The sequence below is a fragment of the Bacillus siamensis genome (genome assembly GCF_051628075.1).
GTDB lineage: Bacteria > Bacillota > Bacilli > Bacillales > Bacillaceae > Bacillus > Bacillus siamensis.
In genome coordinates, this window is sequence record NZ_CP155579.1 from 1,180,628 (window position 1) to 1,207,169 (window position 26,542).

Consider the following 26,542-nt stretch of genomic DNA (forward strand, 5'->3'; position numbering starts at 1 on the left):
AGGGTTTTTTACTTTAAAAAGTTCTTTATACTGCAGTCTTTTTATGGGTAAGGAACAGACTTGGAATGAAGATGGCGGCAAGGATGATGACGGATACTAAGAATCCGGCATGGTAGCCTTTTAAACTGTTCGAAATCGTCGGCTGCAATCCTTGTATGACAGTTGCGGTAACGGTTGCGATCACAGCTGACCCAAAGCTGGAACCGAGGTTTTCAATCATATGAATACCGACACCTGCTTCCGGAAGCTGTTTGCTGTCAAGGCCGGTATAAGCGTCACTCATCAATGGAAGCATAATTCCTCCAAAACTGGTGCCGCGGATAAACAATATGACGGAAATCCAAATCATACTTGTGTTATCGGTGATAAAAATAAGCGGGACAGATCCGATCAGCGACAGAACAAGACTGACCATAACCACGTATTTCGCACCAATCTTATCAATCATTTTTCCGGTCAGCGGACGAGTCACGAGCATTCCGACTCCTTGAGGGATTAAAGCGAGTGCTGCTTCGACTGCCGTGAAATGACGGAAGTTTTGAAAAAACAGCGGAAGTATTAACATCGGCCCCATGATGGCAACATTCGCTAAGAACAACCCGATCGCTGATGCTAAGAAGCTCTTGTGAGCAAACAAATTCATCGGCAGCACGGTTTGATTTTTTCTGATCCGATTATATACGAGGTAAATCGCTGCTGAAACAAGACCGATGACCACCCAAAAGATCGTGTCGCTATTGTTAAATGATGCATGAGCCGCCGCTTTCGTAATACCGTACATCAATGCCGCGCTCATTAATGACAAATTGATAATCCCGAAAATATCGAGTTTACGATCTTTGTTGAATGGTTCAAAGTCCGGAATGGTTTTCATCATAAGCGGTGCAGCAATCAAAACGATGAACACGTTGATGTAAAAAATCCAATGCCATGAAGCACCTTGGACGATGAAGCCTCCGATGACAGGTCCTAAGATCGGGCCGAAGATCATAGGGGTGCTGACGATTGCCATCACTTTTCCCAGGTTTTCCTGACCTGCCGTTTTAACCAAGAGTGTTGACATAAGCGGAGTGATAATGCCGGCGCTGAATCCTTGAAGCAAACGGAAGAAGATGAAGCTGGAAACGTCACGGCTCATTCCCGCAAAAACAGAAATGACACCAAAGGCGATGACTGAGCCGATGAAGATTTTCTTGCCGTTATATTTGTTCATAAGCCAGCCGGATACGGGTACTGCAATCGCAAGGGCTAACATATAGCCTGTAACGGACCACTGAATGGTATCCAATGTCGTGTGGAAGTCTTCAGTCAGTTTGCCGATGGCGATGTTTACCATCGTAGAGTCAAGCATGGGAGCGATTGCTCCCAGTGCAATAGCCCAGGCAGCTGTGAGAACTTCTTTTGGCAGACGAAGTTCCTTGCTTTTATGTGTTGACATATTATTCTCCTCTCAAAATCGCTGTCTTTGTTTCCTTGTCAACAAAATAATAGAGTGTCTTTGTTTCCTTGTCAACAAAATAATAGAGTGTTTTTGTTTCTTTGTCAACAATAAGAGAGATATAAAAAGCAGCCCGTTTTCATGGAGCAGGGCTGCCGGTGGTTTTATTCATATTTATTCCGATTTCATGTCTGCACCAAGTTTCTTTATTTCTGAATCCAAATGCCTGCTGTATGTTTCCACGAAGTTCAGCATCGTGTCAAATTGTTCATCAGTTACTTGTTCAAACACGATTTTGTCCCGTTCTTGAAACTCTTTGTGCAATTCCTCGTGAATTTTATAAATGACTTTTCCTTGCTCGGTAAGCCTGAAATAGATTTCTTTCTTGTTAAGCGGCTTCTGATAGCTTTCGATAAGGCCTTTATTGATAAGCTTCTTCGTTAATTTACTGATGGCGCCTCTTGTCATATAAAGGGACTCCGCGAGTTTAGTCACATTGGCGTCTTCAATTTTTTCGATGAATTCGATGCAATGCACTTCAGAAGGTTTATGCCCCTTAAGGCTTTCTTCCATCTTCAGCCTATTCAGCCACACCATCTTGTTAAAAAAGTCCCTGAAATTCGTGAGGAGCTGTTCTTTTTTGTCCATGGCCCGTCCTCCTGCTCGGTGGTGCTTACACAATATTATAAAATTTTTGTTTCTTTTTCAACAATCGTAAAGTTCTTATTAGAACTGAGAGTTAACCGAAACGTGGTTTTTCGGGTATTTTTCTTTCCGGATTCGTTACTTGCTCTTTTTCATAACATCTTATAAAAAAGCAGGCTGCGCAATGAGCCTGCTTAGAATCGAATCAATCATTTTCCTGTTGCGGCGTCATAAAAAGCGTCGATTGCGGTTGTATATTTCAAGACGTTTTTAGACACTTTTGCGGTTGCGCCTAATGGATACGCGTCTGACAGAACGCTGGAGTGAGCCTCGGGCTCCCAGTAAAATACGCCGGTTCCTTTACCGTTCGGAACCGATTTCACCAGTTTTATGGTGTCTTTTATGGTCCAGTAGGAATCTTTCGGATTATTTTCATCTCCGCCCAATTCAACCACCATGACTTCCTTGTTGTAGCGGGAGGCGATCTCATTTAAATTGGAGGATAATTGGCCGGTGAGCTCCCAGTACGGCTTACCCTCCCAATAGGGGTAGAACGAAACGCCGATGATGTCGGTTTTCCCTCCGTTTTTAAAGAATTGATCAAACCACCATCTGAATAGGCTGTTGTCCGTGCCGTGTGCCAAATGGCTGATTACCTTGGTGGCCGGGCTGACGGATTTCACGGCGTCATAGCCTTTGTTCAATAAGGCGGTCAATTTGCTGAAATCGTTCGTGCTGCCGTCGGGCAGTAAAATTCCTGAATTCATTTCGTTTCCTACTTGCACCCAATCAGGGGAGATGCCGTGATTTTTAAGTTCTTTCATGACGTCGTACGTATGGTTATACACCGCTGCCTGCAGCTGGCTGTTTGAATAGCCGGTCCATTGGTTCGGCTTAATCTGATGGCCGGGATCGGCGAACACATCACTGTAATGGAAATCAACCATTACCTTCATTCCTAACGCTTTTGCCCTTTTGGCCGCAGCAAGTACGCCCGCTTTGTCACTATAGCCGAGCATGGTCCATGTTGTGCCGTCTTTCAGCCAATAATAGCTGCTTGGCGGATTCACAAACACTCTCAGTCTCACGGCATTTATTCCGTGATCTTTAAGAATCTGCAAGGCATCTTTCTGTTTCCCGCCGTCATCCAGCCAGCGCACACCTTCATCCTCCATTTGTTTCAGCCAACCTATATCAGCGCCATAGGCAAACGAGGCCTCCGCTTTTGCTTTAGGAGACTTCTCAAAGAATGTAAAAGCGGTGAAAATGAGAGAAAGACAGATGACGTTTACAAATACATGTTTTTTGAACATCACAATACCTCCTGATAAAAAAGATTGTTGATTGAGTTCACTCAGCTGCCATTCTCTAGCACCTTCGTGAAACGCTGAAACGCCTGAATGCCTTCGGCTGTCATTTTAAATACGCCTGCATCGGTCAGCGCACGTAAAAATACATTCGCGGTTTCTCTTTGTAAAACAGCGGCTGCATTTTCCGGTATCACGTCTTTATCCGCTTTGATGTTTTCGGCCCACGGAAGATGAATGTCTTTGATGTCATGAGGTTTATTCAGCAAATACTTTTTTACTTCTGTCAGCTCATCTTTCAGGCGGGGAGGCAAAACGGCGAGCCCCATCACTTCAATCAGACCGATATTTTCTTTTTTGATATGATGAACGTCTTGATGCGGGTGAAAAATGCCATCCGGATATTCTTCGGAGGTGCGGTTGTTTCTGAGGGCGAGATCGATTTCAAAATCCGTTCCCCTGCGTCTGGCAATTGGAGTGACGGTATTATGGGATTCATTCGTCTTTGCAATGACGCCGACGGTTTCGTCTGTATATTCCCGCCACTTTTCAAAAACATATGCAGCCGCCTCAGTCAGCAAATCCGGATCTTTTGCGCGAAGGCGGATTACTGATACCGGCCACTTCACGACAAAAGCCTGAACGTCTGGAAAATGACGCATACGAAAAGGATAAAGGGAGTCCGCTTTTGCCATCGGAAATTCATGGGCGCCGCCTTGATAATGATCGTGTGAAAGAATGGATCCCCCTACGATCGGCAAGTCTGCGTTTGATCCCGCGAAATAATGCGGGAAGATTTCCGTAATGGCCAGAAGCCTTCTGAAGCTGCCTCGGCTGATGTTCATCGGCTTGTGCACGCTTGAAAGGAAAATGGCATGCTCGCTGTAATACGCATAAGGTGAGTATTGAAAACCCCATTGTTCTCCCGCTAAGTCAAGCCGGATGATGCGGTGGTTTGAACGGGCAGGGTGATGTAAAGTCCCGGCATATCCCTCGTTTTCCATACAGAGCAGACATTTCGGATAACGGTTTTCCGGACTGTTTTTAACCGCGGCGATGTCTTTAGGGTCTTTTTCCGGCTTTGATAAATTAATTGTGATCTCCAATTCGCCAAAAGGTGTTGGTGAGCGGTACACGATATTTTTTCGGATGGCCCGCGTCTTCATATAATCGTTGCTTTGGCTCAGACGGTAAAAATAATCTGTTGCTTTTTTCGGGCAATCTGATAACAATTCGCTGAATGTGGCATTGATCAGAGAAGGGGCCGGTGTGATTACATTCATGATCCTGCTTTCCAGCATGTCTTTTTCAGCCGGCGTGTCGTTGATGATTGACCGTTTTACCGCGTCTTTCACCATTTCGTCCAAATAGTGAAGCCTGTTTTGTTTCTTGATCTGTTTTGGTTCTGCATAATCCGTCAGTCCGAGCAGATCGAGAAGCCTGTTTCTTGTGTAAATCACATCTGTTTCATTTATGTCGCCTAAGACAGTGCTTTCTTTCAGAAACCCTGCCACTGATTCAAAAACTTCAATGACCGCCGCCTCCATTTCATTTGTCTTTGTATCCGTTTGGATGATGCTGATGCCAATTCCATGCTGATACAACGATTTCCGTTATGTCCGTTTGTTTCGGATTCCAGCCGAGAATGTTCCGCGCTTTATCGCTTGATGCGATGAGCGTGCCCGGATCACCGGGTCTTCTTTCGGCCGCTCTTATTTTTATGCCTCTCCCGGTTGCTTGCCGGGCTGCATTGACCATTTCTAATACGGAAAATCCGCTGCTTGAGCCTAAATTGAAAATGCCGCTGTCTCCGCCGTTCTGCAAATATTCCAGAGCGAGAATATGGGCATCGATTAAATCAGAAACATGAACATAATCGCGGATGCACGTGCCGTCTTTAGTATCATAGTCAGTGCCGAATATCAAAACCTCGTCCCGCTGACCGAGCGCGGTTTGTAAAAGGATAGGGATAAGGTGGGTTTCCGGATGATGATCTTCTCCGATGGAACCGTCCGTTTTCGCGCCGGCCACGTTAAAATATCGAAGGGAGACATATTTTATGCCACAGGCGGCATCGCACCACTTCAGCATTTTTTCTGCCATGCGTTTTGATTCGCCGTATGCGCTTTCCGGCTTTTCCGGCATGTCTTCTGTGATGGGCACTTTTTCAGGTTCGCCGTATACAGCGGCAGATGAAGAAAACACAATGTGTTTCACCCCGAATTCCTGCATGACCTCCAGTGTAATTTGTGTGCCGTACACATTATGATTGAAGTATGAAAGCGGGTCTTTCATTGATTCGCCGACAAGGGATTGAGCGGCAAAATGGAGAACGCCTGTTATGTTCTCCTTCGCAAAAACAGAGCGAAGAAACGGTTTGTCACGGATATCTCCATGGTAAAAAACTGCCTTTTCATGAACAGCTTTCCGGTGGCCGGTCTGCAGGTTATCCGCCGTTATCGTTTCATACCCTTTGGCCACTAGTTGATCAACCGCATGAGAACCGATATAGCCTGCGCCGCCGAGAACGAGAATGGCCATCGCTTATTTCTCCCTCCATTCAGCAGCGCCATCGCTTATATCCGCGATGTAGAAAGAAGCTTCAAGTCCCGTCCTGCTGCGGTATTGAGATGAAACAGCCCGGATAAAGCCGGCGGTTTCTCCGCTTTCCACAATGGCTATGGCGCAGCCCCCGAACCCCGCGCCCGTCATCCGCGCCCCGAGCGCACCTTCCTTCCAGGCTGCTTCAGCGAGCGCGTCTAATTCGGCACCGGTCACTTCATAATCATCGCGTAATGAACGGTGGGACGCGTTCATCAGCTCCCCGAACGTTTTCAAATCATTCAATTTGAGAGCTTCCGCAGCTGAGAGGGTCCGCTCGTTTTCATTGATTCCGTGACGGGCTCTTTTGCGCAATGTTTCACGGGAGAGAAGGTGTTCGAGTTTGTTGAATTCTTCTGCCGTTAATTCCGCAAGTGATGCGATATTCCGATATTGCCGAAGTTCTGAAAGAGCCTCATCACATTCACTGCGGCGTTCATTATATTTTGAAGCTGCCAGCTCCCGGCGTTTGTTCGTATTCATGATGACGATTTTATATCCGTTAAAAGCAGCCGGAATCATTTCGTGCTCAAGCTTATCGCAGTTTAAAAGAATGGCCATGTCCTTTTTGCCTTTTTGCACTGCGAATTGATCCATAATGCCTGAATTCACGCCGATAAATTCATTTTCGACTCTTTTTCCGATAAGTGCCAGTTCAGTATCGGAAACATTCAGACTGAATAACTCTCTTAAAATGGAGCCGGTTAACATTTCGATAGAAGCGGAGGAGCTTAACCCGGCGCCGTTTGGAATCGTTCCGTGAAAAAGAATATCCATTCCGCTGTCTATTTGGCCGCCGGCTTCGAGAAGGTAACGGATCATTCCCTTTGGATAATTGGTCCAGCCGTCTTCTTTTTTGTATGCTGTATCGTGGAGATCAAGGCAGACAATGCCGCTGTCCGGAAAGTTTTCTGAGAATAACCGGATTTGGTGATCTCCGCGTTTTGCGCAGACGGCATATGTTCCGATCGTAATCGCGCAGGGAAGAACGTGGCCGCCTATATAATCCGTATGTTCCCCGATCAGGTTGATCCGGCCGGGTGCGAAAAACAGTTCCCCGTTACTTCTCTGGAAAACGTCTTTAAATCTTGATTTCAAATGTTTGGCATCCATGATAACCCTCCGATTTTATTTTGAGGTATGTTCCAGTATGAACTGAATGGCTTTTTGCGAATTTCTGGTGAGGCTGATATATTCCGCTCCTTTCGTTGCGATGAGTTTCACATGCAGGCGGTCCGCATCTTCTTTAATGTCATCATAATAAGAGCCGACCTGCGGAGCCAAAATGATCATATCGAAGTCTTTCATGATGTCATAATGGGATCCGTAGGCGCCTGCTGAGGCGGTGATCGGCACGTTATATTCCTCGGCTCCTTCTGTCAGTGCGTTCGCAAGCATGGCGCTCGTTCCCGCTCCGGCGCACAGCACTAACACATTGGTGCCGTGTTCCAAGGCGGATGAGGATTCCTGAAGATTTGTGCTGATGACGGAGGCCGCGTCTTCTGAGGCGCCGGCCATTGCGGGCTGTATCTCCCGGGATGTTTGCAACGCGGTTTCAGATTCGGTGTGTTGAGATTCCTTCGCCGCTAATACATTGTCGTAAGCTTTACAGAATGGCAGGTATATCAGGAAATCGACAATGATTAACACAGCTGTGAGAACAAAAGCCGAAAGCCCCATCCCGGTCCCCAGAATCAGGCCGACGGGAGCGGGGGCAGCCCACGGAAGAACATACATAAAACTGTTCATTCCGATGACGTCAACGAAAAATTTAAACAGACAGACATTCACTATCGGCGTTACAACAAACGGAATGAAGAAATATGGATTTAAAATGATCGGCGCAGCAAAGAGAAGAGGTTCGTTTACTGCGAAAGACACCGGAACCGCGGATGCTTTTCCGACTGCTTTCAATTGCTTGGATTTCGCGAAAAGAAGAAAGATAAACGGAACAACAAGGGTTGCGCCGGTTCCTCCCATAGTGCCGACAAAGTTCCCGAGCCCGACGGTCAGCACGTTGGACGCCTGCTCACCGGCATTATGAAGCTGCAGGTTCGCCTCCACATTTGCGTAAATAATAGCCGCGATGGCCGGCTCCACAATAGAAGGCCCGTGAACGCCGACAAACCAGAACAGCGCCATCATTCCCCAAATGACAGAAATCCCTAGATAACCGTCTGCAGCGGTAAAAAACGGCGATAAGAGAGAGGAGAGAGCCTCAGCGAACGATACGTTCAGCGTATTCCTGATCAATAAATCAATGATCACCATGGCCAAAACGGAAAAGGCGAACGGAAAAACATCTTTAAATGTTTGTGAAATGGTTCCCGGAACTTCTTTCGGCATTTTAATCGTAATATTTTTCAGAACGCAGAATCTGTATACATTCACTGTTGTGAAAGCGGATACAAAAGCGGCTAAAAGTCCTTTTGTGCCGAGATATTCCGTCGAGAACCCGCCGTCGATTTGAGTGACGCTTAACATGAGAAATCCGACGACTGAAGCAAGCATCGCTGAAACGGGATTGATCCCTTTGTTTTTCGGCATTTTCCGGTTCATTGATTCACTCAGGCATTTCGCAGTTGTTGCCGCGACAATCAGGCCGAGGGCGCCCATTGAATAGTTATAAACTTTCCAAAGCCATTCAGAAACACTTTTAGGCCAAGTGAAACCCAACACTTCCGGCACAGCCGCGGTGAGGATGAAAATGCTGGCGAATAAAATAACAGGCATGGCCGTTAAGAAGCCGTCGCGGATCGCGCCTAAATAAATGTTTCTTGAGATTTTTTCAAAAAACGGTTTTCCCTTTTCGATTTGCTTGATGATACCGTTCATTTTTCCACTCCTTATCGGCGGCTTCGGTAGAGTTCTATAAAATCCTGAATAAGATCACGAAGCAGAAGGGTTGTCATTAAATGGTCCTGACCGTGAACGAAAATAAACCCTAATTCCATGTCCTTGCCGTCAGCTTCTTCAGCTAACATTTTCGTTTGCGCATTGTGGGCGAGGGTTAGATTTTCATCTGCGCTTTTTAATGCTGCTTCCGTGTTTTCGAAGTTTCCGGCACGGACTTCTTTCAGGACTGTCAATAAAGTGCTTCTGGCGTCGCCGGCATAGGCGACGATTTCAAAACCGAGCATCTGCAATTCTTCCTTTGTCATGAAAAACCCCTCCTAAAGACGGCATACATGATGAAAAGAGATTCTTTTCACCATGTATGATCGTTAAATGATTGTTTTTGTTTCACTTACAAGTTTGTACCAGTAGGCCGATTCTTTCGGATACCGTTTTTGGGTGTCGAAGTCGACGTAAAAAAGACCGTAACGTTTGTTGTAGCCGTTGGTCCATGAAAATAAATCCATTAAGGACCATAAGAAATATCCCTTTACGTTGACCCCGTCGCTAATCGCTTTGCTGACGGCTTCTAAATATACTTTTAAATAGTCGATTCTTGCCTTATCCATAATGATGCCGTCTTCAAACTCATCTTTATAGCCCATGCCGTTTTCGGTAATGTACATTTTGTTATATTGCGGATAGTCCCGTTTGATTCGCATCAGCATGTCATACATGCCTTCAGGATAAATGAGCCAGTCCCAATCGGTCCGTTTCAGGCCTTCTTTGTAAATTCTTTCGCCGATCCCTTTTACTTTATAGACCGAAGTGCCTTTATCGCCCGTTCCGTTATGGTGAATAACGGTCTCTCCGTCGTACGCTTTGACGAAATGGCATTGGTAATGATTGATGCCGAGATAATCATTGCGTGTTGACGCTCTTTTCATCACGTCAAAATCGCTGTCTGAAAACTCGTATGAAGCGCCGTTCGCCTCACAGATTTCATCCAGAGCACGCATGGTTTCCTCAGAATAATAGCCGAGGTAGGTCGCATCCAGGAGGAATCTCACTGATAACGCGTCATCGAGAAAGCAGGCATGGCGGTCTTCTTCCGAGTCACTGGCGGGGTATTTTGTTTCCAGTGAGTGGACGACACCGATTTCTCCCGGATAGCCGCCTTCTTTAAAGAGGTTGACGGTCATCGCATGCGCCACCATCATGTGATGGAGGCATTGAATGACTTTTGTGATATCACTTTTAACAGATGGCGGAAAAACGCCGAGTAAATACTGGTTGGTGGCTGTGGGATAGATTTCGTTAAACGTGCTCCAATATCGGATTTCGCTGAATTCTTTAAAGCAAAACTCCGCATACCTGACGAACGCATCTATTGCGTCGCGGTTGAGAAAATCTCCCTGATCAAATAATCTTTTCGGCGTATCGAAATGATGAAGCGTGACAAAAGGGGTGACGCTGCGTTTTTGGCACTCTGAGAAAATACGATGATAGTAATCAACGCCTTCCTGATTGATTTCGCCCGTGCCGTCAGGAAAAATTCTCGTCCATGCTATAGAAAGGCGGATGCCGTTTATTCCGAATTTCTCACATAGTTTGATATCTTCCGGAAACTGCCGGTAAAAATCACTTGCCGGATCTGGGCTGAATCTTCCCTGTTTTTCAAGAAATTCATCCCAGGCTACAGGCCCTTTGCCGCCTTCTTTTGTGGCGCCTTCCGCTTGGTATGCCGCAGTCGCCCCGCCGAAAATAAAGTCATGAGGTAATTTGAGCATTACTGAATCCTCCTTCGCCAATGTGTGAATTGAAGTTTGTTAATGTTTGTAAATGTTATCTTTTGTTTAATAGTAAACGCATACATTTTTGTTGTCAATAGCTTCATAAGGAAATAATAGCTGTGTTTACAAGGATGAAACAAGTTTTTCAATGTTTTATATGTTGATAATGTTGTTTGTTAATGTTTGTTTTTGTTGACCGGAGTGCCGCGGTGTGTTAGATTGTGTGTAAAGTTGAGGGGATGATTGAGCATGTTAAAAAAAGAGCGCCTTTTAAAAATCATCGATATCGTAAACTCGCGGGGGTTTATTACGGTGAGTGATATTATCGATGAATTGGAAGTTTCTGATATGACGGTAAGAAGAGATCTGGATGAGCTGGATAAGGCCGGAAAAATCGTGCGTATTCACGGAGGCGCACAGAGCATTTCTTATTCTATTGACCACGAATTATCGCATAATGAAAAACTGGATGTTCAAATGGAGGAGAAGGGGAAAATCGCGGAACTCGCGGCTTCATATGTAAATGACGGCGATACCGTTTTTTTAGGACCGGGCACGACAATTGAACTTTTAGCGAAACACCTGCTGCATAAGAGAATCCGGATTATCACCAACAACTACCCCGTGTTTGATATTTTAAAGCATGGCGACACTGCGGATACCATCCTGATCGGCGGCGACTTCCGAAAAAACACCGGTGCATTCGTCGGGCCCATTGTGAACGGCAACCTGCAGAAATTCAATTTTACGAAAGCCTTCATCAGCGCAAACGGCATACATAATGATGAGATTTCTTCTTACAGCATTGAAGAAGGAGAAGCCCATCAAATCGCGCTGAATAATTCGCGGACGAAATTTTTGCTGGCGGACAATAAAAAATTCAACCGGGAAGATTTTTACGTGTTCTACAACTTACACGATATGGATTATTTGATCACGGATGATAAAGTGATGAAAGATGTTCAGATTCATTATGAGCAATATGTGGATGTCAAAATCGCAAAAAAATAAAAAGGGGAGGCGGTTCGATGAAAGGGGTTATTTTTGATTTCAACGGCACGATGTTTCAAGATTCACATCTCCACGAAAAAGCGTGGTTTTACATGGTGAAAAAATACTCTCCGAAAGCGATTTCCGATGAAGATATTTTCGTTAACATTCACGGAAGAACAAACAGTGAAATCCTGACACATTTTATTTCCGGCGATTTAACAAATGAAGAAATCGAGAAGATGTCTTTTGAAAAAGAAGCCTACTACAGAGAATTATGCCTTGAAAACAAAGCTGAGTTAAAGCTGACGAAGGGGCTGACCGACGTCTTAAATCATCTGAAAAAGTCAGGAATGCCGATGACCATCGCCACGGCTACGGTAAAGGAAAATGTCGAGTTTTACTTTGACGTTTTTCATTTGGGGAAGTGGTTTGATTTTGACAAAGTCACGTTTGATGACGGAAGCTTCCCCGGAAAGCCGGCGCCGGATATTTTTATCATCGCCTCGGAAAAATTAGGCCTTAAACCTGAAGAGTGCCTAGTCATTGAAGATGCCTTTTCCGGACTCACAGCGGCGAAAAAAGCAGGTGCGGGCAAGATTATGGCCATTGACCCGTTCGGAAAAAACCGCGCGTTATTTGAAGAAAAACAGCTGGCGGATGACGGGATACTGACTGATTTCACCTCGTTTTTTGAGGTGATTGCCGGACATTCTGTTTGAGGGATCAGCCGGTTCTTCATGTTGGTATGGCCTTACAGATGCGGACACCGTTCGTAACACAAGATGTTTTTGTGTTCGGACGGTGTCTTTTTCTGATGAGACTGTGCAGAATCAGTTTCCGACAGGGGCCTTTCTTCTTTTTTTCGCACATGTTCAATTAAGCGCTCGCATGTATTGAAGTCTTATGACTGACTGCTGATATGTTTTACGATAACATCCTGAGCATATAAGAATAGCAGCCATCCTGTTAGTCCAAGCCCTGATGCGGCAATGAAAGGCAGTGAATGGTGAAGGGCGATGCCGATAATGACCAGCATAACGACTGTGGAGGGGATGCCGGAAGCCACACTGAAGGCAAAATGACTTAATGTCTCCTTCGTTTCTCCTTGGATGTACAGCCAAACCATGCTCAGCATACTGACAATTGGCAAAGCGGCTATTATACCTCCATAACTCGGGCTTCTTCTTGATATTTCAGTGATAATCCCAATAATAGCAGCGGAGACAATAATTTTAACGATCGTAAACATCTTCAGCCCGCTCCTTCATCAAACTGAATGCTTTTAAGACAAGTGTTCTTTCTTCATTATTCATGTTGTCAAAAAGAAGCTGTTTAAGCTTTTCTTCATCGAGGCCGGAATGACGGTAAAGGACATCCGCCCCCAAATTGGTAAGTTTTAAAATAACCTTCCGCTCATCCTCAACACTTCTGATTTTATAAACGTACTTTTTCTTGAGTAAACGTTTTATATGTTCTGAAGCGGTATTATGTGATACTTGAATTGCTTCGGCAATGTCTTTTATTCCGACTGCCTGCTCTTTTTGAATGACTTGCAGAATTCGCACACCTTGGTGAGTGATTTTTTCATGATGCTGATAACGGAGCCGATAGTAAATATCGGTCCAGAGGCCATTTAATTCCTGCATTTCGTTTGCCATCGTCATCAATCCTTGTCGTTTATTGAGATTATATCTTATAATACGATATAAATTAACGGATTGAAAGAAGTTTTTAAACATGAGTGATGGAACTGCGTTTTGTTTTGGAAGATGGAAGCGAAAGCAGCCGCTGACTTCAAAGCCAAAATAGAGAAAGAAGCTTTTTAGCATAATAAAAAGGCACTGACAATAAGTTGAAGAACCAAAGAATATATTAAAATACCATGTGCTGATTGAAAAAGATACACGGAATAAAAAGCGGGTAAGAAGATAAGGAAAGGAGAGAGACGGATGGAACTTGATTTTGTGATTCGTCTGGCGGTTGCGGGGCTGCTTGGGGCCCTGATTGGATTGGAGAGAGAATTCAGGGCGAAGGAGGCCGGTTTGAGGACGCATTTTCTAGTGGCCGTCGGCAGCGCCTTGATGATGATTGTTTCCAAATATGGTTTTTTTGATTTGTTATCCAACAGCCATACGTCCTTTGACCCGAGCCGGGTGGCGGCGCAGGTCGTCAGCGGCGTCGGATTTTTAGGGGCCGGCACGATTATTTTGCAGCGGCATGTCGTGCGGGGGCTTACGACAGCCGCGGGGATTTGGGCCACGTCCGGGATCGGGCTGACGATCGGGGCGGGGATGTATGTCATCGGGATCAGCGGCACGATATTGGCGTTAATCGGGCTTGAACTTTTAAATTTTCTGTTTAAACCGGCGGCGCATTCTCTGTCTGCCAGTTTCCAGATTGAGGAGAAAGCCGTTATGCATGAAATTTTAACTTCGCTTGAAGCAAAGGGAATTCTCATCACGTCCTATGAATTGAATAAGGCGGTGCTTGAAGTGAAGGGAAGGGTGAAAAGCAAAAGCGGAAAAGCCGCGGTGATGGATAAAGTTCAATCCCTCCCGTATATCTTGTCCGTCAAAGTTGAATAGCGAAAAGGGGAAGCTCCTCTTTCTGCGGTCATTTCTTTTCAAATATTAATACCAAGGATAGAACGGGATATACGGCACCCGTTCATGGCTCTCGGCTGTGTATTCATAATAAAAAGGATCGTACATTATTCCGTTTACCATATTCCTGCATGCCCGGTATGGTGTGCGTACTCCGGGCAGAAAAAAAGATGCCGGTTATCATCCGGCATCTTTTTTTTACACTTTCACATCAATGGAATGGCCGGCAGTCGGGTGCTGGGCCGGCAGCATTTTTACGGTTTCTTCCGCAGCGGCCTGGGCATTCTGCATGACCGTTTTTGTTAAGGCGATATTTACATTCTGCGCCAGAGATGCCTGGTGCATAGCGATTGATAACGCAGGGATATCCATAGCTTCCACCTCCTTATCCCTTCATATCGGCGGCGTGCTCCGATTATGAAGAGAGCCGGCGTTTTCTTTTGACGGCCCATTCTAAAAGCGCGGCCGCGCATACTCCGAGGGTATAGGCGAAAATGTCGCTCCAGACAAATTGCCAGCCGAGGATCAGCCCGCCGAGCGTGCTGCTTCTGATCTCGTCAATCCACGGCGCATGATACAGCTGGCTGCATTCAATCAGACAGCAAAACGAGAGGCTCAGGATAGCGGCTGTTTCTGTCCGGATGTTACAAAACAAAAACCCGAATCCGGTGAAAATCATTGCCGCCCACAGGGCATCCCCTAAATAATCATTTATCATGCCGGGCAATAGGTTGGTAATGCAGGCGGTTCTGGATAGTAAACCGAGGGCGATGATAAAAACGGTCAATGCCCCGTATGTCAATCGATGTCTGTTCACTTCACACTGTTCCCCTTTTTTTGTACTCCCATGTATTGTAAGGAATGACGGAGAAGCTGTCTATGAAAAAAACGGCCCGGGAGGCCGCTTTTTCGGATTATCTTTCTTTTAGGTTGACATGGTCTGCTTTTTGATCACTGCCGATGACGAAGCGGAGCTCATACTGTCCCGTATGGTAGACGTAATCTGTTTCGCCCGTTTTCGGCACTGTCAGGATTTTGTCAGCGCTGCCGATTTGTTTGCTTAAAACGTCAGGTGTGACGCTGCCGAGGTTTAAACGCCGCTCCACCCCTGTCCCGAAATAGCGGATTTCTGAGATTTTGCCGTTTTTATGATAGGAAAATCCATAACCGGGGTTTCCCATGTTCCAGCTGTATAAATCAAATGGATTGCGGCTGTCCGCTTTCTGTTCCGGCTCGCCGATTTTATCGTAAACATCCTGTCTTGTGCTTTGGTTGATTTTCAGGCCTTTCACATTTTGCGGCATTTCCCCTTGAAACGCTGATTGATAAAGGGTGTTCACCAGTTCTTGTGCACGTTGATCTTCCGTTTTTGAAGCGGCTTCGGCATGAACGGACTGTGTATCCGAAACTGCTTCTGCGCTGAATGCGCCTCCTGTGAGCATCACGGCCGACAATCCCGTGATGAGTGTTTTTTTCTTCAGCATATGTGAAGCCTCCTTTTTACCGCTCATACCCGCATGTTTCCTCAGTTAAACGGGATGTTTTAGTGAAAGGCCGGCTGGGAATCATAAAGGATGTATAGAGGGGAACAGAAAGGGGAAAAGAAAATGGCTGATACAAAGAAGGTTACAATCAATGGCGTTGAAATGGAAGCGGCAGACGGACAAACCGTTTTGCAGCTTTTGAACAATAGTTCGATTGACGTTCCGCACGTGTGCTATCATCCGAGTCTCGGTCCGATTGAAACGTGCGATACTTGTATCGTCAGTGTTAACGGGGAACTCGTCCGTTCATGTTCCGCGCAAATAACGGACGGAGATGTGATCGATACGCTTTCGTCCGATGTGAAAAAAGCGCAGATTATCGGCATGGACAACATTCTGCACAACCATGAATTATACTGCACGGTTTGTGATTACAACAATGGGAGCTGCGAAGTACATAATACCGTAAAGGAAATGAAAATCAATCATCAAAGCATTCCTTTTGATCAAAAACCGTATCCTAAAGATGAATCAAATCCGTTTTACCGGTATGATCCCGATCAGTGCATCTTATGCGGACGCTGCGTCGAAGCCTGTCAGGACGTACAGGTAACCGAGACTTTAAGCATCGATTGGGAGCGCAAACGCCCGCGGGTCATTTGGGATCAGGATGTACCGATCAATGAATCATCATGTGTTTCCTGCGGACATTGTTCAACCGTATGTCCGTGCAATGCCATGATGGAAAAAGGCATGGAAGGCGAAGCTGGCTATTTAACAGGCATCAATGAAGAGACGCTTCGGCCGATGATTGACATCACAAAAGGCGTCGAAACCGGCTACGGCTCGATTTTAGCCATATCGGACATGGAATCGGCCATGCGTGATGAAAGAATCAAAAAGACGAAAACCGTATGCACATACTGCGGTGTCGGCTGCAGTTTTGATATATGGACGAAAGGAAGAGACATTTTAAAGGTAGAACCTCAGGCCGAGGCGCCCGCAAACGGAATTTCGACATGTGTAAAAGGGAAATTCGGCTGGGATTTCGTCAATAGTGAAAAGCGCCTTACCAAACCGCTTATACGGGAAGGAGACTCGTTTCGGGAGGCGGAATGGGATGAAGCGCTGCAGCTGATCGCTGATAAATTTACCGATATAAAAGAACATTTCGGCCCGGACGCGCTTGCTTTTATCACATCTTCCAAGTGCACAAATGAAGAATCATACGTGATGCAAAAGCTTGCCAGAGCCGTGATCGGCACAAATAATGTCGACAACTGCTCACGCTACTGCCAGTCTCCAGCTACGGCCGGTTTGTTCAGAACGGTCGGATACGGCGGCGATTCAGGATCGATTACAGATATAGAAAAAGCTGAGCTCGTACTGATTATCGGCTCAAATACGTCTGAGTCTCACCCCGTTCTGTCTACACGCATTAAACGTTCCCATAAGCTGCACGGACAGAAGCTCGTCGTGGCGGACTTGAGAAAACATGAAATGGCCGAGCGCTCCGACGTGTTTTTCCAGCCGCGTGCCGGATCGGATATTGTCTGGCTGAATGCCGTATCGAAGTATCTGCTTGATCACGATTTGGCGGATACTGCATTTCTGAATGAAAGAGTGAACGGATTAGATGAATTCGTGAAAAGCCTTGAACCTTACACGATGGAATATGCGGAAAAACATACCGGTGTGGACAAGGAGACCTTAATCAAAGTAGCGCGGATGATTCATGAAGCCGGCAGCGTGTGCGCGCTGTGGGCAATGGGGGTTACCCAGCATATGGGAGGAAGTGATACGAGCACGGCCATTTCCAACCTGCTGCTTGTGACCGGAAATTACGGCAAGCCCGGGGCAGGCTCATATCCGCTTCGGGGCCATAATAACGTGCAAGGTGCCAGTGATTTCGGCAGCATGCCTGACAGCTTCCCCGGTTATGAAAAAGTAACGGATGAAAAAGCCCGCAAAAAGTATGAACAGGGCTGGGGAGCAGACCTGCCGAAAGAAATCGGAATGACAAATCATGAAATGATCGAAGGCATCCACTCGGGAAAACTGAAGTCCATGTACTTAAAAGGAGAAGAAATGGGGCTTGTCGACTCCAACATCAACCATGTTCATGCCGCCTTTGAAAAGCTTGATTTCTTCGTTGTGCAGGATATTTTTCTCTCGCGGACGGCCGAGTTCGCCGATGTGGTGCTCCCGGCAAGCCCGAGCCTTGAAAAAGAAGGCACGTTTACGAATACGGAACGGAGGGTGCAGCGCCTTTACCAAGTGTTTGAACCGCTGGGCGATTCAAAGCCTGACTGGCAGATCATTACAGACATCGCCAACCGGCTGGGCGCTGATTGGCGCTATGAACATCCGGCAGACATTATGGAAGAAGCGGCGATGCTTTCACCGCTTTACGCAGGCGTCACTTACGAACGTCTCGAAGGCTACAATTCACTGCAATGGCCCGTTGCAGCGGACGGAACCGATTCACCGCTTTTATTTACAGAGAAGTTCCCGTTTTCAGACGGCAAAGCGGTTCTTTATCCCGTTCAGTGGACCGAGCCGAAAGAATCTGATGAAGAGTATGATCTCCATGTGAATAACGGGCGGCTGCTTGAGCATTTTCACGAAGGAAACCTGACTTACCGGTCAAAAGGAATTTCCGAAAAAACACCGAGTGTGTTTCTGGAGGTCTCACCCGAACTCGCTGAAGAAAGAGGGCTTGAAGACGGGACGCTTGTCCGCCTGACATCACCGTACGGAAATGTGAAAGTCAAATGCGTCATTACAGACCGGGTAAAAGGGAAACAGGTTTATCTGCCGATGAACGATTCAAAAGATGCCGCCATTAACCTTTTAACAAGCAGCTATGCGGATAAGGATACGGATACACCAGCCTATAAAGAAACCTCTGCGAAGATGGAGGTTTTGAAAAAAGAAGGCATTAATCCGCTTCCGAAAATCAATTTCCGTTACGGAAACCCGCAGCCGCAGATCGGTGTCCAGGTTGAGCGGAAATGGGAGCGAAAAGATTATGTATTTCCGGGAGACGCGGTAAAAAGGGGGAAACAGCAAAATGGCTAAAGCAACCCGCACTATCCGAAAACAGACCGTCACGGAAGAAGACAAACGAAGAAAGGATTTAGAAGAGATTGAGACGGCTCTTCTGCAAAATAAAGACGCGATTTTGGAGTCTTTGCACATTCTTCAGCACATGAATGAGCGCGGCGTTTTGGCGCTTTTGCGCGGACTTTTCGGCCAGGGCGACAAAGTGATGGATATCCTCGTGAAAAAGGCGAATACGCCGGAAACGGCCAATATGCTGAAAAATCTCCTGCTGTTAACTGGCGTCCTCGGCATGCTTGATGTAAAACAGCTTGAGCCGTTTATCGTCAAAATCAACGCGGGTGTCACAAAGGCTGTTGAGGAGAAGGACAGCAGCAAAAAGACGGGTTATTTTGATATCGTCCGCGCTTTAAAAGACCCGGAAATCAACAAGGCCGTCACGCTGCTGTTTTCTTTCCTGAAAGGCATGGGTGCTGATACAAGCGATATGGAGAGAAATACACGGCCCCCTGAAGACCAAAAGCACCATCAGGAACCACAGCCGAATGAGTGAACATCAATCCCCCGAGCCTCTCTTGCGGCTCGGGTTTTTTGTGCGTTCACGCTGTTTTCTTGGGAAAAATTTCACCTCCGGATTCATGACTTTTGTTGTGTTATGTTAATAGTTAAGGTTATGAATAGAAAAAAATTGAAAATATGTGCTAGGATAAAATTCAAAGTAGGTCAACTGTTCAAATATGAAACAATCAGGAGTGATAAAACATGAGTAAGCTGAGGAGCCCGAGACAAGCCATCCAAAGAACCCTGATGAAAGGAAAAAACGGCCTGGACGTATACAACCCTTTTCCTTGGTACGAAAAAATGAGACGGGAAAGCCCCATTCAATTTGATGAAGAAACTAAGGTATGGAGTGTATTTTTATATGATGATGTCAAAAGGGTCATCAGTGATAAAGAGACTTTCTCAAGCCTTATGCCAGACGTGAAAAGCTCGATTGCAAAGTCCATGCTGAATATGGACCCGCCGAAGCATACCCAAATCAGATCGGCCGTCAATCGCGCTTTCACTCCGCGCGTACTGAAGGAATGGGAGCCGAGAATTGAAGACATTACAGAGAATCTGCTGAAACAGGCAAAGAACAAAGGGCGGATTGATATCGTGAAAGATCTTTCCTATCCTTTGCCGGTCACGGTGATTTCAGAATTGTTAGGCGTCCCGTCCGAATACATGGAGCAGTTTAAAAAATGGTCGGACATTCTCGTCAGCATGCCGAAAGACGCGAGTCCTGAAGCGGCGGAGAAAAATCAGCAGGAACGTGACCAATGTGAGGCGGAGCTGGCGGCATTTTTTGCGGAAATAATAGAAAGCAAACGAAAACAGCCCGGCCGAGACATTATTTCTATTTTGATCAAAGAGGAAGAAGAGGGGGAGAAGCTCTCGGCAGAAGACCTGATTCCGTTTTGCAATTTGCTTTTAGTAGCGGGAAATGAAACAACGACTAATCTCATTTCAAATGCGGTTTACAGTATATTAGAGACGCCCGGCCTTTATGAAGAATTGAGGCAGGACCCTTCTCTCATCGCGCAAACGGTGGAGGAAACACTGCGTTTTCGCGCTCCCGCTCCATTTGTCAGAAGGACGGTCCGGCATGATACTGAATTGTGCGGCCGCCGTCTGAAAGCCGGGGATATCGTTCTTTGCTATATTGCATCTGCCAACCGTGACGAAAACAAATTTGAGCAGGCTGACGTATTTGATATTCATCGCCGGTCAAATCCGCACCTCTCCTTCGGGTTCGGTGTACACTTCTGCTTAGGAGCTCCGCTTGCCAGACTTGAAGCGGAAGCCGCACTGAAAGGAATTGTAAAGTCCTTTCCACACCTGGAGCCCGTCCGGATTGAGCCGATCCGAAACAGTGTCATGTACGGGCTGGAGTCTTTAGAAGCGGAGATAAACGAAAATAAGGGAGGGGAACAAAGATGAGACAAACACACATCGCCATTATTAATGTGGGTGCTCACGGCCATGTCAATCCCACGCTGCCCGTAGCCGAAGAGCTTGTCAATCGCGGGCACAGAGTGACATTCGCTACGACTGAGGAATTCGAGGCTGCCGTTGCCAAAACGGGTGCTGTTCCTCTTTTATACCGCACAAGCATTAAGGCGGATCCGAAGACAATAAAAGAACGGGTCAATAAAAATGACGCGTTTGTGATGTTTCTGGAAGAAGCGGTTGAAGTGCTTCCGCAGCTGGAAGAGCTGTACAAAGACGACCTTCCCGACATCGTCCTGTTTGATTTTTTAGCGCTTGCCGGAAAGTTATTTGCGGATAATGGCGGCATCCCGGCCGTAAAGTTCTGCCCAAGCTATGCAATGAATGAGTATTTTCAATTAGGAAGAGACGAAGAAACGATGGAAGCCGCCAAACAGGCGATAGAAGAATATCAGGAGAAAATTGAAAATGAACAACTGAAACGGATGACGATGGAAGAGTTTTTCATGCCTGAAAAACTGAATATCGTCTTTATGCCAAGAGCCTTTCAGCCGAAACAGGAAACCTTTGATGAACGGTTTTGTTTTGCCGGTCCGTCCCTTGGGAAACGCACAAATACGGGAAGTTTGGAAATTGATACGGCTGATGAACGTCCGCTTATGCTCATCTCACTGGGAACTGCGTTTAACGCTTGGCCTGAATTTTACCAAATGTGTATCGATGCGTTTCGGGACTCAGACTGGCGGGTTATTATGTCAGTCGGCACAACAATTGATCCGGACAGTTTTTCGGATGTGCCCGATCACTTTATCATCCGCCAGCACGTTCCGCAGCTTGATGTACTGGAGAAAGCAAAGCTGTTCGTATCTCACGGCGGGATGAACAGTACAATGGAGGCGATGAATGCGGGTGTTCCGCTCGTTGTCGTTCCGCAAATGCACGAACAAGAGGTCACTGCAAAGCGCGTGGATGAATTGGGGCTCGGCGTGCATCTGCCGCCGAAGGAAGTCACTGCGGCGCGTCTTCAAAAAGAGGTTCAGAAAGTTTACGGTGATAAAAACATCCTCAGCCGTGTGAAAAGCATGCAGCAGAAAATAGAAGAAACCGGCGGCGCCAAACAGGCTGTTTGTGCCATTGAAGAATTTCTGAAAGAGGCGTCCGTCGAAAATTGATTGAAAAAACAGGCAGCGCCGGACAGCTGCCTGTTTTGTTATATATTTTTCTTCATGCCGCATCTCCGGCATTCCCGCAAAAATTTTCCGCCCTTCACTGAGCTTTTAAACAGCGTATAGTCGCAATTATCACATCGGCCGCTGTGAACATCAGGATATTCATTGAACTCATAAATGACCGAAGTATCGTAACCTTTTGTTTCGAACTCTTTTTTTGTTTCCATGATTGAAAGTCCCTCCGCGAATCAAATCATTCTGCCCGGTTAATGATACAGCAACTGCACGGGGGATTCAACGGAGCATAGCTTGATTTTCCCGGCTGATTGCGTAACAATAATAGAAATAAATGACGGCCTGCCATGGGGCGCCCGGCATCTGAAGGGAAGAAAAAACAGCGATGGGAAAAGGATTGAAAGGTAAACGGATTGCCATCGGCGGTTCGCGGAAAACAGAAGAGATCACAAGATTAATAGAAAAGCAGGGCGGAACGGCAGTCACCCGTTCCCTCCAAGGAACCGTATACTTGGCGGAGGATCAGATAGAACCTGACGTAAGAACATTTGCTGAGCAAAAAGCTGACTGGGTCATATTCACCACAGGCATCGGGACAGAAACGTTATTGTCCGTATCAGAAAAAATAGGTCTGAAAGAAGAATTTCTAGCAACCGTACACGAAGCGAAAATCGGCTGCAGAGGCTATAAAACGTATGCGGCCTTAAAAAAGCTCGGCATCACGCCGCATGCCTCTGATGAAGACGGTACAACAAGAGGGCTGATCCGCTCCTTGGAACGGTTTGACTTTAAAGACAAAAAAATCATGATACAGCTTCATGGCGAAAAAGCGCCCGTTTTAACGGAATTTTTCGAGAAAAACGGAGCGGAGGTATTCCCCGTTCTGCCTTATCAGCATGTTCCGCCTGAAAGGGAGACGGTTGATAAACTGCTGGGAGAGCTGTTAAACGGCGAGGTTGACGCCGTCTGTTTTACGACAGCCATTCAAGTGCGTTCTCTCTTTGATTATGCAAAAGAAACAGGGTCCGCAAAAGAACTGCAGCAAGCATTCGAAAACCATGTTCTTGCCGCCGCAGTCGGCAAAGTGACGGCTGAAGCGATCAAGGATGAAGGGGTGAAGAGGGTCCTTGCTCCGGACATTGAGCGGATGGGAGCGATGATTATTGAATTATCCCGTTACTATGAATCTCTGACCTTGTCATAAACAATCATTCAGCAGGGAAAAGCCTAAGCTTCCCTGCTGAATTTTTTTAATTGCCAGTGTTCCGTGAAAAGGGATGGATACGTTAAGGCGCTGAGTATGATACATGTAAGAAGAGCGGAGGCCATCGTTGTAAAAACGATCAACAGCTGAAAGCGCACCGCCTGTATCGGATCAGCCCCCGCTAAAATCTGCCCCGTCATCATGCCGGGAAGCTGAACAAGACCTAATGTTTTCTGGCTTTCCAGTGTCGGTATCATACTGAGTTTCATACTGGACGTCAATATATGGCGGACTGCCTGCTTAGGCGTTCCGCCGAGAGAGAGAATCAGCTGAATTTCTTCCTTCCGCAGATCCGCTTCCGAACTGAGCCGGTTTAAAAACAGGCTTGAAAGCACCATGGAATTTCCGATGACCATGCCGCTTATCGGAATGACATATCTTGAAGTAAACGGAATGATATGAAGGGCGAGTAAAATTCCCTGTGTCACGATTTCCACAATAGCCAGTGTCTGAAAAACGCGCCAAAATGAACCGATCCGCATTTTTTTCCGTTTGGCGACATTATGCGAAGCGGCCGTGAGCATAAGAAGCACCATGAGTAGGATAAACACCGGGTGATCACCGTGGAAAATCAGCGACAGCACATAGCCGATGATGAGAAGCTGAATGACGGCCCTGACGGTTGCGATGATCATATCTTTTTCTACGCCGGCTTTAAAAGATTTAGACAGAAATAAAGCGATAATGACAAATACACTTGTAAATAACAGAGAAAGATAATCCATATCAGCACCCGCTCCCTTGTAAAAGCGCCCGGGCCTTTTCGTGTTTCGGTTCTTTAAAGAATGTTTTCGTTTCCGCGATCTCTAAAAGCCTGCCCTCGGCCATAAACCACACCGTATCGGATATCCGTTCCGCTTGTTCGAGGTTATGAGTGATCCACAGGACCGTCAGCTGTTTTTGCCGATGGAGCTTTGTAATCAGCTTTTCGATGATGAGAACAGATGTGGGGTCCAGAGCCGATGTAATTTCATCGAGAAGCAGGATAGACGGCAGGCTGGCGAGGGTTCTCGCCAACGAGAGCTTCTGCCGCTGTCCGCCGGATAATTCTTTTGCATTCTGATCCAGAAGCCCGTGCGGAAGATCAGTGAAGGCTGCGAGCTCTTCAGGCGTATAGTGCTGCACGCCGTGAAGTTTTTCTGCGAGCAGAAGGTTGTCCCGCACCGTGCCGTCGATGACGGGAGCTGACTGGAATGCAAGGCCCGCGGTTTTCCTGAGCTCTCTGATGTCCCAGCACCTTATTTCTTTTCCGAATACAAGCACTTCGCCTTCATCAGGTGTATTCATCAGATTGCACAGTGACAGCAGCGTGCTTTTCCCCGCGCCGGACGGCCCTATCAACGCCGTAATAGAGCCTTTTTGGATATGTCCGGTTACCTGGTTGAGGACATCAAAGGACGTATTGTTTTGTTTATAGCGTTTGCCGGCCGACAGAAAAGATATTGCCGGAATTTCTTCTTTCATACAGGATGACACCTTTCGTAAAAAAATCAGGAACCGGTGAGATCGGCTGCCGTTTGTTCCGCCGTTTTCGGGTCTGCCTGCCGGGAAGCGAATGTATGCATGACCATTCCCGCAATAATAATGAACAGTCCGGCAAACGAAAGAAGTGACGGAAACGCTGCGGATAAAAAGACGATCTCGCCGATCAGCGCAAACAGAACCTCTCCGGATTGCGTCGCTTCAACAGCAGCGAGCTTCTGCGGCTCATTCCTCACCATATCGGTGGCGCGGAAAAATAACACGGTCGCGATAACGCCCGAACTGAGCGCGACGATAAAGGATTGGAATGTCTGCCCCATTGACGGAAGCCCGTCTCTGTGCCAGCCGAATGCGGCGATCAGAAGCCAAAACGGAAGGCTTGCGAGCGTCATGCCGAGCACGCGCTGAAACGTGTCGAGTTTACCGCCGTATTGCTCCAGCATTTTTCGATTGCCGAGCGGATAGGCAAATGCGGCGATGACGACCGGCACAACACTGAATAGTATCGTGCGCCCGGACAGAGAGCCTGCATGCTGAAGCTGAATCAGGCCTGCTCCGATCAGGATGATGACGGAAGTAACCAGCGAAATCAGCGGGATCTTTTGTCTGACGGGAACCGGGCCCGCCGGTGAATCTTTTGTTTCATAGAAAAACGGCGACAGGAGCACACCCGCGACAATTGTAACCTGCCACGTGCCGGCGATCAGCCAGCCCGGCCCGTATGCCGCCGCAAAGGTAATCGGGGCATAAAAAAGCACGAAGCCGGTAAAGCTCCACTTCAGCCAAAAAAACGGTTTTTTCCGGATTTCATGCCAGAGCGGCACCCATTTTCCTTTCGCATAAACGATCAGAAATAAAAACGGAACCATAAAAAGAAAACGCAGTGAAGAGCTCCACATCCAGTTTCCGCCGGAAAGCTCCATCGCCCTGTTTAAAATAAATGTGACTGCAAAAAACAGAGATGCCAATATTCCGAATATGATGGCTTTCATGAAATCCCTCATTTTGACACATATTTTTTTATACTATACTATTCACCGGCAGGCTTCGCAATGGAATATGTGAAAATAGCGTTTTAACAACTGATGAATGGGAAACAGACATATACGGAGGTGAACACAATGCAGAAAGAGGATATTGAAGTTCTTTATTTTGAAGATGACGGCCGCATTCCGAATAATCCGAATCTCCCGCTTGTCATTTATAAAGCGGTATTTAATGAAGAAACGGTACAAAAAGCGGAGTCCGTCCTCCGCCGGCACGATTGGTCGAACAGCTGGACGGGCGGAGTATTTCCGTATCACCATTTTCACAGCACCACCCACGAAGTTCTCGTCGCGGTAAAAGGAAACGCGGTTTTGAGGTTCGGCGGGGAACAAGGCGCAGACGCCGTTCTTCAAACTGGAGACGCAGCGGTCATTCCGGCCGGCACCGGACATAAAAAACTGTCGGCCAGTTCTGATTTTACCGTGATCGGGGCTTACCCGGGCGGCCGGCAGTACGATACAAAAACGGAGAAAAATGATAGAATTTCAGAAGAAATCAGCCGTGTCCCGCTCCCGGAATATGATCCCTTTACGGGAAAAACGGGCCCGCTTATAAAAATGTGGGAGAAATGACAGGGGAAAAGCGGATGGTCTGTAAAAAAATAGCCTAAAAGAAACGTTATGACACCCCCGCCATATAAATAATTTCATAAACGAAACAATTCACGTTCAAATTTTGTTCAAAAAGTGTTATTATATAAGAGTAATTCAAATTGGGGTTTTTTATGTTTGCTATTTTCAGAGAGGAAAAAGAAATTTTGACTTATTCAATTGTTTTTGTTGATATAAAAATAATACTGAATATGGCAAAG

General features: G+C 46.6%; 26 protein-coding genes and 1 pseudogene. 9 read left to right on the forward strand and 18 right to left on the reverse strand.

The window, feature by feature from the left end:
- Positions 1-25 precede the first annotated feature (25 nt).
- From ABDB98_RS06240 to lacG, 9 genes are all read right to left on the reverse strand, one after another.
- Positions 26-1,438: an MDR family MFS transporter gene (locus ABDB98_RS06240; protein WP_438421656.1), complete on the reverse strand. Its 1,413-nt coding sequence runs from the start codon at positions 1,436-1,438 to the stop codon at positions 26-28.
- 174 nt (positions 1,439-1,612) lie between these two features.
- A complete protein-coding gene (locus ABDB98_RS06245) occupies positions 1,613-2,086 on the reverse strand; it encodes a MarR family transcriptional regulator (protein ID WP_082997858.1) in 474 nt (157 codons plus the stop codon).
- Positions 2,087-2,292: 206 nt separating this feature from the next.
- On the reverse strand, positions 2,293-3,396 hold the full coding sequence (locus ABDB98_RS06250; protein ID WP_438421657.1) for a glycoside hydrolase family 53 protein: 1,104 nt from the start codon (positions 3,394-3,396) through the stop codon (positions 2,293-2,295).
- Between the two features lie 41 nt (positions 3,397-3,437).
- On the reverse strand, positions 3,438-4,937 hold the full coding sequence (gene galT / locus ABDB98_RS06255) for a UDP-glucose--hexose-1-phosphate uridylyltransferase (RefSeq protein WP_438422120.1): 1,500 nt from the start codon (positions 4,935-4,937) through the stop codon (positions 3,438-3,440).
- Between the two features lies 1 nt (position 4,938).
- On the reverse strand, positions 4,939-5,931 hold the full coding sequence (galE, locus tag ABDB98_RS06260; protein ID WP_438421658.1) for a UDP-glucose 4-epimerase GalE: 993 nt from the start codon (positions 5,929-5,931) through the stop codon (positions 4,939-4,941).
- Between the two features lie 3 nt (positions 5,932-5,934).
- Positions 5,935-7,104: a galactokinase gene (locus tag ABDB98_RS06265; RefSeq protein ID WP_438421659.1), complete on the reverse strand. Its 1,170-nt coding sequence runs from the start codon at positions 7,102-7,104 to the stop codon at positions 5,935-5,937.
- A 15-nt stretch (positions 7,105-7,119) separates the two neighbouring features.
- Positions 7,120-8,826 carry a PTS lactose transporter subunit IIBC gene (locus ABDB98_RS06270; protein ID WP_438421661.1) on the reverse strand — a complete coding sequence of 569 codons (1,707 nt, stop codon included), beginning with the start codon at positions 8,824-8,826 and terminating at the stop codon, positions 7,120-7,122.
- An 11-nt stretch (positions 8,827-8,837) separates the two neighbouring features.
- Positions 8,838-9,152 (reverse strand): PTS lactose/cellobiose transporter subunit IIA, encoded by a 315-nt coding sequence (locus ABDB98_RS06275; protein ID WP_438421662.1) that lies wholly within the window; start codon positions 9,150-9,152, stop codon positions 8,838-8,840.
- 63 nt (positions 9,153-9,215) lie between these two features.
- A complete protein-coding gene (gene lacG / locus ABDB98_RS06280) occupies positions 9,216-10,616 on the reverse strand; it encodes a 6-phospho-beta-galactosidase (protein WP_438421664.1) in 1,401 nt (466 codons plus the stop codon).
- Between the two features lie 252 nt (positions 10,617-10,868).
- Between lacG and ABDB98_RS06285 the strand changes: the two genes are divergently transcribed.
- Positions 10,869-11,630 carry a DeoR/GlpR family DNA-binding transcription regulator gene (locus tag ABDB98_RS06285; RefSeq protein WP_045925377.1) on the forward strand — a complete coding sequence of 254 codons (762 nt, stop codon included), beginning with the start codon at positions 10,869-10,871 and terminating at the stop codon, positions 11,628-11,630.
- 17 nt (positions 11,631-11,647) lie between these two features.
- Positions 11,648-12,331 carry an HAD family hydrolase gene (locus ABDB98_RS06290; RefSeq protein WP_438421666.1) on the forward strand — a complete coding sequence of 228 codons (684 nt, stop codon included), beginning with the start codon at positions 11,648-11,650 and terminating at the stop codon, positions 12,329-12,331.
- A gap of 182 nt (positions 12,332-12,513) precedes the next feature.
- Here ABDB98_RS06290 and ABDB98_RS06295 read toward each other — a convergent pair whose 3' ends face one another.
- Entirely contained in the window at positions 12,514-12,861 is a 348-nt protein-coding gene (locus ABDB98_RS06295) for a DUF3147 family protein (protein ID WP_438421668.1), read from the reverse strand.
- Entirely contained in the window at positions 12,845-13,270 is a 426-nt protein-coding gene (locus tag ABDB98_RS06300; RefSeq protein WP_438421669.1) for a MarR family winged helix-turn-helix transcriptional regulator, read from the reverse strand. The genes ABDB98_RS06295 and ABDB98_RS06300 overlap by 17 nt, the downstream gene beginning before the upstream one ends.
- A gap of 291 nt (positions 13,271-13,561) precedes the next feature.
- Between ABDB98_RS06300 and ABDB98_RS06305 the strand changes: the two are divergent.
- A pseudogene (locus tag ABDB98_RS06305) lies at positions 13,562-13,958 on the forward strand (MgtC/SapB family protein); the annotation flags it as partial.
- 455 nt (positions 13,959-14,413) lie between these two features.
- Here ABDB98_RS06305 and ABDB98_RS06310 read toward each other — a convergent pair.
- The 3 genes from ABDB98_RS06310 to ABDB98_RS06320 all read right to left on the reverse strand — a co-directional run bounded on the left by ABDB98_RS06310 (position 14,414) and on the right by ABDB98_RS06320 (position 15,699).
- On the reverse strand, positions 14,414-14,587 hold the full coding sequence (locus tag ABDB98_RS06310) for a YjfB family protein (RefSeq protein ID WP_076983035.1): 174 nt from the start codon (positions 14,585-14,587) through the stop codon (positions 14,414-14,416).
- A 43-nt stretch (positions 14,588-14,630) separates the two neighbouring features.
- A complete protein-coding gene (locus tag ABDB98_RS06315; protein ID WP_438421670.1) occupies positions 14,631-15,032 on the reverse strand; it encodes a DUF2809 domain-containing protein in 402 nt (133 codons plus the stop codon).
- Positions 15,033-15,129: 97 nt separating this feature from the next.
- On the reverse strand, positions 15,130-15,699 hold the full coding sequence (locus ABDB98_RS06320) for a YjgB family protein (protein ID WP_438421672.1): 570 nt from the start codon (positions 15,697-15,699) through the stop codon (positions 15,130-15,132).
- A 123-nt stretch (positions 15,700-15,822) separates the two neighbouring features.
- Between ABDB98_RS06320 and fdhF the strand changes: the two genes are divergently transcribed.
- The 4 genes from fdhF (at position 15,823) to ABDB98_RS06340 (ending at position 21,926) form a co-directional block, all read left to right on the forward strand.
- Positions 15,823-18,780, forward strand: a complete 2,958-nt coding sequence (gene fdhF / locus ABDB98_RS06325; RefSeq protein ID WP_438421674.1) for a formate dehydrogenase subunit alpha — start codon at positions 15,823-15,825, stop codon at positions 18,778-18,780.
- Positions 18,773-19,315, forward strand: a complete 543-nt coding sequence (locus tag ABDB98_RS06330) for a DUF1641 domain-containing protein (protein WP_438421676.1) — start codon at positions 18,773-18,775, stop codon at positions 19,313-19,315. The genes fdhF and ABDB98_RS06330 overlap by 8 nt, the downstream gene beginning before the upstream one ends.
- Before the next feature lie 209 nt (positions 19,316-19,524).
- Positions 19,525-20,745 carry a cytochrome P450 gene (locus tag ABDB98_RS06335; RefSeq protein WP_438421677.1) on the forward strand — a complete coding sequence of 407 codons (1,221 nt, stop codon included), beginning with the start codon at positions 19,525-19,527 and terminating at the stop codon, positions 20,743-20,745.
- Complete coding sequence (locus tag ABDB98_RS06340; RefSeq protein ID WP_438421678.1) at positions 20,742-21,926, forward strand: macrolide family glycosyltransferase; 1,185 nt, start codon at positions 20,742-20,744, stop codon at positions 21,924-21,926. The genes ABDB98_RS06335 and ABDB98_RS06340 overlap by 4 nt, the downstream gene beginning before the upstream one ends.
- Before the next feature lie 38 nt (positions 21,927-21,964).
- Here the strand turns inward: ABDB98_RS06340 and ABDB98_RS06345 are convergent, their stop codons facing one another.
- Complete coding sequence (locus tag ABDB98_RS06345) at positions 21,965-22,150, reverse strand: hypothetical protein (protein ID WP_003154919.1); 186 nt, start codon at positions 22,148-22,150, stop codon at positions 21,965-21,967.
- Positions 22,151-22,323: 173 nt separating this feature from the next.
- Between ABDB98_RS06345 and ABDB98_RS06350 the strand changes: the two genes are divergently transcribed.
- Positions 22,324-23,142, forward strand: coding sequence for a uroporphyrinogen-III synthase (locus ABDB98_RS06350; protein ID WP_438421679.1), 819 nt, complete (start codon positions 22,324-22,326; stop codon positions 23,140-23,142).
- Between the two features lie 23 nt (positions 23,143-23,165).
- Here the strand turns inward: ABDB98_RS06350 and ABDB98_RS06355 are convergent, their stop codons facing one another.
- From ABDB98_RS06355 to ABDB98_RS06365, 3 genes are read right to left on the reverse strand one after another with little or no spacing between them, the layout of a single operon-like run.
- Positions 23,166-23,927: an ABC transporter permease gene (locus tag ABDB98_RS06355; RefSeq protein ID WP_438421680.1), complete on the reverse strand. Its 762-nt coding sequence runs from the start codon at positions 23,925-23,927 to the stop codon at positions 23,166-23,168.
- A gap of 1 nt (position 23,928) precedes the next feature.
- Positions 23,929-24,666 (reverse strand): ABC transporter ATP-binding protein, encoded by a 738-nt coding sequence (locus tag ABDB98_RS06360; protein WP_438421681.1) that lies wholly within the window; start codon positions 24,664-24,666, stop codon positions 23,929-23,931.
- 26 nt (positions 24,667-24,692) lie between these two features.
- The gene (locus ABDB98_RS06365; protein WP_016936477.1) at positions 24,693-25,676 is read right to left on the reverse strand and encodes a DMT family transporter; all 984 of its coding nucleotides are present in this window, start codon (positions 25,674-25,676) and stop codon (positions 24,693-24,695) included.
- A gap of 129 nt (positions 25,677-25,805) precedes the next feature.
- Here ABDB98_RS06365 and ABDB98_RS06370 point away from each other — a divergent pair, with 129 nt between their 5' ends.
- Entirely contained in the window at positions 25,806-26,303 is a 498-nt protein-coding gene (locus ABDB98_RS06370) for a cupin domain-containing protein (RefSeq protein WP_438421682.1), read from the forward strand.
- Positions 26,304-26,542: the final 239 nt, after the last annotated feature.

Bases quoted from the DNA above. Each gene is read 5' to 3' on its own strand.
- ABDB98_RS06240 (WP_438421656.1), bottom strand. From the start codon at position 1,438: ATGTCAACACATAAAAGCAAGGAACTTCGTCTGCCAAAAGAAGTTCTC.
- ABDB98_RS06245 (WP_082997858.1), bottom strand. From the start codon at position 2,086: ATGGACAAAAAAGAACAGCTCCTCACGAATTTCAGGGACTTTTTTAAC.
- ABDB98_RS06250 (WP_438421657.1), bottom strand. From the start codon at position 3,396: ATGTTCAAAAAACATGTATTTGTAAACGTCATCTGTCTTTCTCTCATT.
- galT (WP_438422120.1), bottom strand. From the start codon at position 4,937: ATGGAGGCGGCGGTCATTGAAGTTTTTGAATCAGTGGCAGGGTTTCTG.
- galE (WP_438421658.1), bottom strand. From the start codon at position 5,931: ATGGCCATTCTCGTTCTCGGCGGCGCAGGCTATATCGGTTCTCATGCG.
- ABDB98_RS06265 (WP_438421659.1), bottom strand. From the start codon at position 7,104: ATGGATGCCAAACATTTGAAATCAAGATTTAAAGACGTTTTCCAGAGA.
- ABDB98_RS06270 (WP_438421661.1), bottom strand. From the start codon at position 8,826: ATGAACGGTATCATCAAGCAAATCGAAAAGGGAAAACCGTTTTTTGAA.
- ABDB98_RS06275 (WP_438421662.1), bottom strand. From the start codon at position 9,152: ATGACAAAGGAAGAATTGCAGATGCTCGGTTTTGAAATCGTCGCCTAT.
- lacG (WP_438421664.1), bottom strand. From the start codon at position 10,616: ATGCTCAAATTACCTCATGACTTTATTTTCGGCGGGGCGACTGCGGCA.
- ABDB98_RS06285 (WP_045925377.1), top strand. From the start codon at position 10,869: ATGTTAAAAAAAGAGCGCCTTTTAAAAATCATCGATATCGTAAACTCG.
- ABDB98_RS06290 (WP_438421666.1), top strand. From the start codon at position 11,648: ATGAAAGGGGTTATTTTTGATTTCAACGGCACGATGTTTCAAGATTCA.
- ABDB98_RS06295 (WP_438421668.1), bottom strand. From the start codon at position 12,861: ATGTTTACGATCGTTAAAATTATTGTCTCCGCTGCTATTATTGGGATT.
- ABDB98_RS06300 (WP_438421669.1), bottom strand. From the start codon at position 13,270: ATGGCAAACGAAATGCAGGAATTAAATGGCCTCTGGACCGATATTTAC.
- ABDB98_RS06310 (WP_076983035.1), bottom strand. From the start codon at position 14,587: ATGGATATCCCTGCGTTATCAATCGCTATGCACCAGGCATCTCTGGCG.
- ABDB98_RS06320 (WP_438421672.1), bottom strand. From the start codon at position 15,699: ATGCTGAAGAAAAAAACACTCATCACGGGATTGTCGGCCGTGATGCTC.
- fdhF (WP_438421674.1), top strand. From the start codon at position 15,823: ATGGCTGATACAAAGAAGGTTACAATCAATGGCGTTGAAATGGAAGCG.
- ABDB98_RS06330 (WP_438421676.1), top strand. From the start codon at position 18,773: ATGGCTAAAGCAACCCGCACTATCCGAAAACAGACCGTCACGGAAGAA.
- ABDB98_RS06335 (WP_438421677.1), top strand. From the start codon at position 19,525: ATGAGTAAGCTGAGGAGCCCGAGACAAGCCATCCAAAGAACCCTGATG.
- ABDB98_RS06340 (WP_438421678.1), top strand. From the start codon at position 20,742: ATGAGACAAACACACATCGCCATTATTAATGTGGGTGCTCACGGCCAT.
- ABDB98_RS06345 (WP_003154919.1), bottom strand. From the start codon at position 22,150: ATGGAAACAAAAAAAGAGTTCGAAACAAAAGGTTACGATACTTCGGTC.
- ABDB98_RS06350 (WP_438421679.1), top strand. From the start codon at position 22,324: ATGGGAAAAGGATTGAAAGGTAAACGGATTGCCATCGGCGGTTCGCGG.
- ABDB98_RS06355 (WP_438421680.1), bottom strand. From the start codon at position 23,927: ATGGATTATCTTTCTCTGTTATTTACAAGTGTATTTGTCATTATCGCT.
- ABDB98_RS06360 (WP_438421681.1), bottom strand. From the start codon at position 24,666: ATGAAAGAAGAAATTCCGGCAATATCTTTTCTGTCGGCCGGCAAACGC.
- ABDB98_RS06365 (WP_016936477.1), bottom strand. From the start codon at position 25,676: ATGAAAGCCATCATATTCGGAATATTGGCATCTCTGTTTTTTGCAGTC.
- ABDB98_RS06370 (WP_438421682.1), top strand. From the start codon at position 25,806: ATGCAGAAAGAGGATATTGAAGTTCTTTATTTTGAAGATGACGGCCGC.